The following is a 9,196-nucleotide window of genomic DNA, read 5'->3' on the forward strand; positions in this document are numbered from 1 at the left end:
TCTTAGATTTTCAAAAACACGAACTTTAGACTGACTAAAAGTTTTTAACGTGCCGAAGTTTGGCAGCATATTCAGGAGTATAAGTTAAATTTCGGGCATGTTCATTTATCACTAAACAGTTTTTCTTTCTGGTTTTTTATTGCCTATTTTTTCTCTTCTTTTTTCTAATTCTTTTGTTATATCATCAAGTTCTACGCCTTGGTTTACCATTAAAACTAATAAATGATAAATTAAGTCACATATTTCATATACTTCTTCATCTTTATCATTATTTTTACTTGCTATTATAACCTCTGAAGTTTCTTCTCCAACCTTCTTTAAAATTTTGTCTATACCTTCTGTTAAAAGATAATTTGTGTATGAACCTTCCATAGGATTGTTCTTTCGTTCTTTAATAACTTCATATAATTGTTCTATAACACCTTGTAGTTCCATTAGTTTCCCTCCAAATTTATATAGTTATAGATACCCATACCTTAAATTTAACTTATACGTAAGGATATATTACCAATATTTAACGTGACGAAATATGGTAATATATCCTGGAGTATAAGTTAAATTTCGGGCATGGTTATCTATATAATAACCAACTTTACAACTCTTCTCTATGTAAATTAATATATATTTCTATAAAAACAACTTGTGCTACCAGTATGGCAAGCAGCCCCTATTTGCTGTACTTTTATAAGTAACGTATCTCCATCGCAGTCCACACTAATATTCTTTACATATTGATAATGTCCAGAGGTTGCACCTTTATTCCAATACTCTTTTCTTGATCTACTCCAAAACCAAGTTGTTCCCGTTTCTAAGGTTTTTCTTAAGGATTCTTCATTCATGTATGCTAACATAAGCACTTCTCCACTTTGAAAATCCTGTATGATTGCAGGTATCAACCCTTTACTAAAATCTATCTCTTTTACTAATTCTATATTTATGTTTTCTAACTTTTCTTCTTTCATACTACATTCCTCATGCTTTATTTTTATAGTCTTACTTCCACATGTTTCTCTTTAAGATATTCCTTTACTTGCTTTATGCTAAGCTCTCTATAGTGAAACAATGATGCTGCTAAAGCTGCATCTGCTCCCGATTGCTCAAATACCTCATAAAAATGTTCTAAATTACCACAACCACCAGAAGCTATTACTGGAATATTTACTGCTCCTGTTATTGCATTTGTTAACTTTATATCATATCCTGCCTTTGTACCATCTGCATCCATGCTAGTTAATAGTATTTCTCCAGCACCTAATTCTTCTACTTTTTTAGCCCACTCTAGTGCATCAAGCCCTGTATCTATTCTTCCACCATTAATTACAACATTCCATCCTGTATTGTCAGCTCTCATTCTCGCATCTATAGCCACAACCACACACTGACTTCCAAATCTATCAGCAGCTCTTGATATAAGCTCTGGATCTCTTATTGCAGCAGAGTTAACTGATATTTTATCCGCTCCAGCTCTTAAAATATTCTTAAAATCTTCTAAATCTTTTATACCCCCACCCACTGTAAGTGGTATAAATACTTGTTCTGCAGTTCTTTTAACTACATCTATCATGGTTCCTCTTCCTTCATGAGTAGCTGTTATATCTAAAAAAACTATTTCATCTGCGCCTTCTGCATTGTATGCTTTAGCTATTTCAACAGGGTCACCTACATCTTTTAAGTTAACAAAATTTACTCCCTTTACTACTCTTCCCATGTTTACGTCTAAACAAGGTATTATTCTTTTTGTAAGCAAACTCCACACCTCTTTCTATCCCTTAATTTCATCTATAATTTCTTTAACCTTTTCTACAAAGAACTCCATTTCGTCCTCAGACCCTATACTTATTCTTAAATAATTATTTATTCTATCTTTATTAAAGTATCTTACTAATACACCTTTTTCCCTCAATCTAATAAATAGCTCCTGTGCTGGATATACAGTATGAGCTGCGAAAATAAAATTAGCCTTTGAAGGTATTACGTTAAAGCCAAGTGCTGTTAACTTCTCTGTAACACTTTCTCTTGTATCTATTATTCTGCGTACACATTCTTTAAAATAATCTTCGTCTTTTATTGCTTCTACTGCAGCTGCGGAAGCAACTCTGTCTATGGTATAGGAATTAAAGGAATTTTTTATTCTATTCAATCCATCTATCAGCTCTGCTTGACCAAGTGCAAAACCTAAACGAATTCCTGCTAAAGAACGTGATTTAGATAAAGTTTGTATTACTAAAAGATTAGGGTAATCCTTTATAAGACTTACTACTGAAGTTCCTCCGAAATCTATATAAGCTTCATCAATTATAACTACTTTATTAGAATTATAATCTAAAATCTTTTTTATTGAAGCTATATCTAAATATTTTGCTGTTGGTGCATTAGGATTAGGAATAACTACTCCTCCATTTTCAATCATAAACTCATCAACTGGAATAGAAAAATCATCCTTTAGCTTTGCAAGCTTATAATCAATATTGTATAAACCAGCATATACTGGGTAAAAGCTATAGCTAATATCAGGAAAAACTATAGTTTCACTAGGATTAAAAAATGCTAAAAATGAAAAAGCTAAGACTTCATCAGATCCATTTCCTATAAAGACCTGATTCCTATCCAAATTATAGTACTTTGCAATAGTTTCACTTAACTCATCACAATTAGGATCTGGATATAATCTCAAATCCTCATTTGCTGCATTTTTTATTGCTTCTAATACTTTTGGTGATGGAGGATATGGATTTTCATTGGTGTTTAATTTCACATATTTCTTATCTTTAGGTTGTTCACCACAAACATATGGTTCTATGCTTTTAGTAATTTCACTCCAATACTTGCTCATTTTTAACTCACACCTTCTAATATAATCTTTTTCAATAATTATTTACATACCTCTATAGCTTCTTTTAAATCTATATTTCCTGAATATATGGCTTTACCTGTAATAGCTCCATAAATGCCCATTTTATTTATAGTTTTTAAATCCTCAATATCTTTAATTCCACCTGAAGCTATTATGTTACATCTTACACTATTTTGAATTTTAGAAAGCTGCTCTAAATTAGGACCTTGCAGAGTTCCATCCTTGCTTATATCTGTAAATATAATAGTTTTAACCCCTATTTTCTCCATTTCCTTAGCAAAATCTATGTAATCAACGCTGCTTACATCAAGCCATCCATTTACCGCAACCTTTTCGTTCTTTGCATCTATACCTACTGCTATCTTTTCTTTATATTTTTTTACTGCTTCCATTACAAAATCAGGATTTTTTAAAGCTGCTGTTCCAAGTATTACTCTTGACACTCCTGCTTCAATAAGCATATCTATAGTTTTCATATCTCTTATACCGCCGCCAAGTTCTACTGGAATTCCTACAGTCTTAACTACTTCAGATATAACACTTAAATTTTTAACCTCTCCATTAAGTGCTCCATCTAAATCTACCATGTGGATATATTCTGCTCCACATTCTTTGAAGCCCATAGCTACCTTTAAAGGATCTTCCCCTACCACTTCTGACTCTTCAAATTTTCCTTGATATAATCTTACACACTTACCATCTCTTAAATCTATAGCCGGAAATATTATCATTTTATCAACTCCCAAAAATTTTTTAACATTTGCATTCCAGGTTCTCCGCTCTTTTCTGGGTGGAATTGAAGTCCAAATACATTACCCTTACTAACTACAGCTGGAGTATCTATGCCATAAAAGCTGTGTGCATTAAGTACCCCTTCTTCCTGAATTTCAGCGTAAAAAGAATGTACAAAATATACATAGCTTCCTTCTTTAACATCCTTTAATACTTCACAGGGTTTATCTATAATAAGGTCATTCCATCCCATATGAGGTATCTTTAAATCCACTTGAAACTTCTTAACTTTTCCTTTCAAAAAACCAAGACCTTCTGTTACTCTAACTTCATCACTTTCTTCAAATAAAAGCTGCATGCCAAGGCATATTCCCATAAGTGGAGTTCCATTGTTAACAGCTTCCTCTAGTACCTTATCCATACCCATTTTCTTTATGTTCTCCATAGCATCTGGAAAAGCTCCCACACCTGGTAGTATTATCCCTTTGCTATTTAATATATCATCTGCATTTCCTGTTATCTCAGCTTCAGCTCCTATGAACTCAAAAGCTTTTTGTACACTTCTTAAATTTCCCATTCCATAATCTATAATAGAAATCACTAACATCACTCCTTTTCATTCAAGTATATAGAATTACAACCTCTTAACTTTGCTTAAACCTAGGGATATGTTACTAGTTCTGAAGGCACATTTAAATACTTTTTTAATGAGTCTTAGCGAGGATTTTAGAAAAAACTTAGAACTTTAGATATGTTTGAGCATAGCGAGTTTATCAAAAGTTCTTTTGAATTTATAGAGTAGTAAGCGATTCGCACAAAATCATAGATTTTGGCTCTCTGCTTAAATCCGAGCTTTAGACTCATAAAAAAGTATTTATGGTGCCGAAGAACTGGTAACATATCCCGGGGGCTAGATGAAGTTCTAAGGTTGGAACCCTATAATTACAAGCTTCCCTTTGTTGACATTACACCCTTTATATTCTCATCCTTAGTTGCAGCTTCTCTTAAAGCTCTACCTAAAGCTTTAAATAGTCCTTCTATCATATGATGACTATTTTTCCCGTAAATAACTTTTGCATGTAAAGTTATTCCACCATTAAAAGCTAATGCTCTAAAAAACTCTTCAACTAGCTCTGTATCCATTTCCCCTACTTTTTGTGAATTGAAATTACCTTCAAACACTAAATATGGTCTTCCGCTAATATCCATAGAAACCATTGATAATGCCTCATCCATTGGTACGAAAGTTGTACCGTATCTCTTTATTCCACTCTTATCGCCTAAGGCTTTTTCAATGGCCTTACCTAACACTATTCCTACATCTTCTACAGTATGGTGTGGATCTATATATAAATCTCCTTCAGCTTTTACAGTTAGATCTATCAGTCCATGCTTTGCAAAAAGAGAAAGCATATGATCAAAAAATCCTACACCAGTATTTACATTGTAATTACCTTCTCCATCTAAGTTAATCTCTACACTAATATTTGTTTCATTAGTTTTTCTCACAATCTCTGCTTTTCTTTCATTACTCATATTCTTATCTCCTTCTAGAAAACTTCCTTAAGACTTTCTAGTAATGTTATATTTTCGTCTCTACTTCCTACTGTTACTCTTAAAATAATTTTCTAATCTTGCACTATTAAAGTCCCTTACTACTTAATTCTCACAGCTATAGAGTTTGCATGAGCCGTAAGCCCTTCTGTATCTGCTAACTTAATTATTTGATCTCCTACATTAAACAGAGCTTCCTTTGAATAATATATAAAGCTGGATTTTTTTATAAAATCATCTACTGATAAAGGTGAGAAAAATCTTGCAGTTCCACTGGTTGGCAGTACATGGTTAGGTCCTGCAATATAATCTCCTAAAGGCTCTGGAGCATAATCACCTAAGAATATAGATCCTGCATTTTTTATTTCTCCAAGCATTAAAAATGGATCTCTAACACAAAGTTCCAAGTGCTCTGGAGCAATGCTATTTGACATTTCTATTGCTTCTTCAATACTATTAACTACTATAATTACTCCATAATTCTTTAACGATTCTAATATTATGTCCTTACGACTTAGAGTTTCAACTTGCTCTAGCAACTGACTTCTAACTTCTTCCGCTAATTTAGCTGAAGTTGTAACTAATACAGATGAAGCTAATCTGTCATGTTCAGCTTGGGACATTAAATCTGCAGCTATATATTTAGGATTTGCTTGTTCATCCGCAATAACTAATATTTCACTAGGTCCTGCTATCATATCTATATCAACATAACCATAAACACTCTTCTTGGCCATAGCCACATATATGTTTCCTGGTCCTACAATCTTATCAACCTTACTCACAGTTTCAGTTCCAAAGGCAAGAGCACCTACAGCCTGAGCTCCACCTACTTTGTATATTGTGTTTACTCCTGCTACATCAGCTGCTACAAGTATATTAGGATTTATAGTTCCATCCTTTGAAGGTGGTGTAACCATGACTATATTTTTAACTCCTGCTACCTTTGCTGGTATAGCATTCATAAGTACTGAAGATGGATATGAGGCAGTACCTCCCGGAACATATATTCCCACATTTTCTAAAGCCCTTATATTTTGGCCAAGCATAATTCCACTTTCCTTGTTAACCATCCAGGAGTTTCTGTTTTGTTTTTCATGAAAATACTTTATATTTTCCGCTGCTAAATTAATAGCATCTATAAACTCCTTATCTACCAGTTTATAGGCCGCTTCTATTTCTTCCTTAGTTACTATCAAATTATTTTTATTTATATATACGCTGTCGAATTTATTTGTATATTCTACTAAAGCCAGGTCTCCATTGGCTTTTATACTGTTTAAAATATCTTCTACCTTATTGATAACATCCTGTTGTACACTTTCTTCTCTATCCTTTAGCGATTCTAAGTATTTTTTCCCTTGTTCTGTATTACCATATATTATATTTATAATTTGATTTTCCATTAGTATCCTCCTAAAAAGCTTCTATTTTACCTACTTGGTCTTCCACTTTATCGATTATATCTTCTATCTCATGCTTTTTCATCTTCATACTGGCTATGTTAACTATCATTCTTGCACTTATATTGCATATTTCTTCATAAACAACCAATCCATTTTCTTTTAAAGTACTTCCAGTTTCAACTATATCTACTATAGCATCTGATAACCCTAATATAGGAGCAAGTTCCACAGACCCTTCTATTTTTATAATTTCTACATCTTGACCTATCTTTCTAAAATAGTCTCTTGCAACATTAGGATATTTTGTTGCTATCTTTTTTCTATTATATCCTTCATAAAAATTACCTTGCTTAGGTCCTGCCACTGCAAATTTACAACATCCAAAATTTAGATCTAAAACTTCATAGTAGTTTTTATTTTGCTCCATCAAGGTATCTTTTCCTACAATTCCTATGTCTACTACGCCGTGTTCTACATAAGTTATTACATCTGGAGCTTTTGCTAATACAAAAGCAATATTACTTTTTTCATCATGAAATATAAGTTTCCTGCCTTTATTTATAACTTCATCACAGTCTATTCCTATTGCTTGAAATATTTCTATAGCTTTCTTTTCAATTCTTCCTTTTGTTAAGGCTATTTTGATGGTTTTATTATTTACCATTTAGACCTCCCCATTTCGTCTAGCTTAAATTTTTATTATTTTATCAATTTCTTTTTCTTTTGCATACCGCAACGCATCTTGCTCTGAATCTAATAATGCAATTTCTGCTATTACATTATCTTGTCTAAGTTCTACTGCTTTCTTATATGCCTTTTCAAAATCACCGTCTTCATATAAAACTAAAACCTTATCTCTTGGTGTTTCAAATTTACATGTTTCTAAAGCCTTAAGTATACTATCAACATCTATGGCAAATCCTGTAGCAGGTTTATCCTCACCAAACTGTCCAACTAAGTTGTCATATCTTCCTCCACTTAATATATTTCCTCCTATACCGTGAGTATATCCTCTAAAAATTATACCTGTGTAATAATCTAAATTTTGTATCATTCCTAAATCTACAGATAAATATTGTGAAAGACCTATGCTATCTATAGCTTTATAAACATTTCTTATATTGTCTAGTGCTTCTAAGGCTCTGGTATTATTAGTTAACTCTGATGCCTTATCTAGTATTTTAATATCCCCAAACAACTTAGGAAGTTCTTTCAGTATGCGCAAAGTACTTTCATCTATTTTATCTTTTCTAGAATATAAAAGTTCTGATAAAGCAGTAAAATTTTTATCTTCAATATACTTCTTTAGCTCTTCTTTTTCTTCTGTATCCAAACTTACTTCTTCCATTATAGCCTTAAAAAACTCTGCTTGGCCTAATTCAATTTTGAAATCTTTAAGACCACAATTGACTAAAGCTGTTATTCCTGTAATTATAGCGTCTACATCAGCTTTTGTTCCTTTTATTCCTATTATTTCAATACCAGATTGGGTAAATTCGCTGTTCTTCCCATTTAAACTTTCATTAACCCTATATACATTTGATGTATAACATAACCTTAATGGATATACTGTATCCTTTAATTTAGTAGCAGCTATTCTAGCAATTGGTGTAGTCATATCTGGTCTCAAAACCAATATTCTACCTTGATTATCAAAAAGCTTATACATTTTTTCTTGAGGTAAAGTGCTGTTATCTCCAATAAACACATCATAAAATTCTAAGGTTGGAGATGTTAGCTCTAAAAATCCACTATCTGTATAAGTTTTTCTTAATATATTTTCTATTTCTATTTTTTTACCGCATTCTTTAAATAAAATATCTTTTGTTCCCTCAGGGATATATCTTTTCCAATTAACCATATTTTTCACGTCCTTATTTTATCATAGTAAAGTGATAAATCAATATAGTGTTATTTTATCAGCTTATATACAATAATTCAATAGGGTAAATACTTTTTATTTTATTATTTTTAAAACTAATAAAATTCTTGCAAATTACTGTTTGTTAACTTGTTATAACAATGGAGCATTATATTTTTTGTAACATTATATTATTCAAAACATAATATAATTATATACTCATTCAATGTAATATGCTAATTAATACGTATAAAAATATTTAAGGAGGGTTACATTTTGTATCTTGCAACTAATACATCCAATTACGAGCCACTAGATACTTATTATAGGAAAGGTGAAACTTTACTAGATCTCTTAATAGAAGCAATGAAAGATGAAAAACATGATAGGGCTAAATATAAAAGAATGATGGAATTAGCTGACAGTGAAAAAGTACGTAAACAGATAAAATTTGCCTACGATGATGAGGGAAAACATTATAAAATGTTTAAATATATTTATTATATGCTAACTGGAAAAATAGCAGATATTAAAACACCTAAAGTTGAACATATAGACTGTCTAATGCCTGCAATAGAAAGCAGTATTGATGGAGAACTAGAAGCAGTTGAACTATATAGAAAAATAAAAGCAATGCTTCCATTCATACAACTAAGAGATATGCTATATGAGATTATTACAGACGAGCAAGAACATGCTACTAGATTCGTCTACCTATACAGTATGTTAAAATAAATTATAGATAGCCACAAATTAAATTTAACTTATACGTAGGAATATGCTGCCAAA

The 9,196-nt window shown here is 31.7% G+C and carries 11 protein-coding genes; 1 reads left to right on the forward strand and 10 read right to left on the reverse strand.

From position 1 onward, the window contains the following. Nucleotides 1-111 precede the first annotated feature (111 nt). The 10 genes from hisE to HGI79_RS21680 all read right to left on the reverse strand — a co-directional run bounded on the left by hisE (nucleotide 112) and on the right by HGI79_RS21680 (nucleotide 8,407). Entirely contained in the window at nucleotides 112-435 is a 324-nt protein-coding gene (gene hisE / locus HGI79_RS21635; protein ID WP_185652743.1) for a phosphoribosyl-ATP diphosphatase, read from the reverse strand. 179 nt (nucleotides 436-614) lie between these two features. Next, nucleotides 615-962 carry a phosphoribosyl-AMP cyclohydrolase gene (gene hisI / locus HGI79_RS21640; protein ID WP_185652744.1) on the reverse strand — a complete coding sequence of 116 codons (348 nt, stop codon included), beginning with the start codon at nucleotides 960-962 and terminating at the stop codon, nucleotides 615-617. A 23-nt stretch (nucleotides 963-985) separates the two neighbouring features. Then, nucleotides 986-1,747: an imidazole glycerol phosphate synthase subunit HisF gene (hisF, locus tag HGI79_RS21645; protein WP_185652745.1), complete on the reverse strand. Its 762-nt coding sequence runs from the start codon at nucleotides 1,745-1,747 to the stop codon at nucleotides 986-988. A 15-nt stretch (nucleotides 1,748-1,762) separates the two neighbouring features. Beyond that, entirely contained in the window at nucleotides 1,763-2,833 is a 1,071-nt protein-coding gene (gene hisC, locus HGI79_RS21650) for a histidinol-phosphate transaminase (protein WP_185652746.1), read from the reverse strand. 38 nt (nucleotides 2,834-2,871) lie between these two features. Beyond that, complete coding sequence (gene hisA / locus HGI79_RS21655; protein WP_185652747.1) at nucleotides 2,872-3,585, reverse strand: 1-(5-phosphoribosyl)-5-[(5-phosphoribosylamino)methylideneamino]imidazole-4-carboxamide isomerase; 714 nt, start codon at nucleotides 3,583-3,585, stop codon at nucleotides 2,872-2,874. Next, nucleotides 3,582-4,187, reverse strand: a complete 606-nt coding sequence (hisH, locus tag HGI79_RS21660) for an imidazole glycerol phosphate synthase subunit HisH (protein WP_395939567.1) — start codon at nucleotides 4,185-4,187, stop codon at nucleotides 3,582-3,584. Before hisH ends, hisA begins: the two co-directional genes overlap by 4 nt. Nucleotides 4,188-4,528: 341 nt before the next feature. After that, on the reverse strand, nucleotides 4,529-5,122 hold the full coding sequence (gene hisB, locus HGI79_RS21665; RefSeq protein WP_185652749.1) for an imidazoleglycerol-phosphate dehydratase HisB: 594 nt from the start codon (nucleotides 5,120-5,122) through the stop codon (nucleotides 4,529-4,531). Between the two features lie 119 nt (nucleotides 5,123-5,241). Continuing rightward, a complete protein-coding gene (gene hisD, locus HGI79_RS21670) occupies nucleotides 5,242-6,546 on the reverse strand; it encodes a histidinol dehydrogenase (protein WP_207725872.1) in 1,305 nt (434 codons plus the stop codon). A 10-nt stretch (nucleotides 6,547-6,556) separates the two neighbouring features. Then, nucleotides 6,557-7,210 (reverse strand): ATP phosphoribosyltransferase, encoded by a 654-nt coding sequence (hisG, locus tag HGI79_RS21675; RefSeq protein WP_185652750.1) that lies wholly within the window; start codon nucleotides 7,208-7,210, stop codon nucleotides 6,557-6,559. Between the two features lie 24 nt (nucleotides 7,211-7,234). Then, nucleotides 7,235-8,407, reverse strand: a complete 1,173-nt coding sequence (locus HGI79_RS21680) for an ATP phosphoribosyltransferase regulatory subunit (RefSeq protein ID WP_185652751.1) — start codon at nucleotides 8,405-8,407, stop codon at nucleotides 7,235-7,237. A gap of 276 nt (nucleotides 8,408-8,683) precedes the next feature. Between HGI79_RS21680 and HGI79_RS21685 the strand changes: the two genes are divergently transcribed. Next, entirely contained in the window at nucleotides 8,684-9,142 is a 459-nt protein-coding gene (locus HGI79_RS21685) for a ferritin-like domain-containing protein (RefSeq protein ID WP_185652752.1), read from the forward strand. The last annotated feature ends 54 nt before the right edge of the window (nucleotides 9,143-9,196 follow it).

Source organism: Clostridium sp. DJ247 (assembly GCF_014231265.1).

What these genes read in the sequence shown, in the direction of transcription:
- hisC (WP_185652746.1), bottom strand. Translation starts at nt 2,833, where the DNA reads ATGAGCAAGTATTGGAGTGAAATTACTAAAAGCATAGAACCATATGTT.
- hisI (WP_185652744.1), bottom strand. Translation starts at nt 962, where the DNA reads ATGAAAGAAGAAAAGTTAGAAAACATAAATATAGAATTAGTAAAAGAG.
- hisA (WP_185652747.1), bottom strand. Translation starts at nt 3,585, where the DNA reads ATGATAATATTTCCGGCTATAGATTTAAGAGATGGTAAGTGTGTAAGA.
- hisB (WP_185652749.1), bottom strand. Translation starts at nt 5,122, where the DNA reads ATGAGTAATGAAAGAAAAGCAGAGATTGTGAGAAAAACTAATGAAACA.
- HGI79_RS21680 (WP_185652751.1), bottom strand. Translation starts at nt 8,407, where the DNA reads ATGGTTAATTGGAAAAGATATATCCCTGAGGGAACAAAAGATATTTTA.
- hisD (WP_207725872.1), bottom strand. Translation starts at nt 6,546, where the DNA reads ATGGAAAATCAAATTATAAATATAATATATGGTAATACAGAACAAGGG.
- hisE (WP_185652743.1), bottom strand. Translation starts at nt 435, where the DNA reads ATGGAACTACAAGGTGTTATAGAACAATTATATGAAGTTATTAAAGAA.
- hisG (WP_185652750.1), bottom strand. Translation starts at nt 7,210, where the DNA reads ATGGTAAATAATAAAACCATCAAAATAGCCTTAACAAAAGGAAGAATT.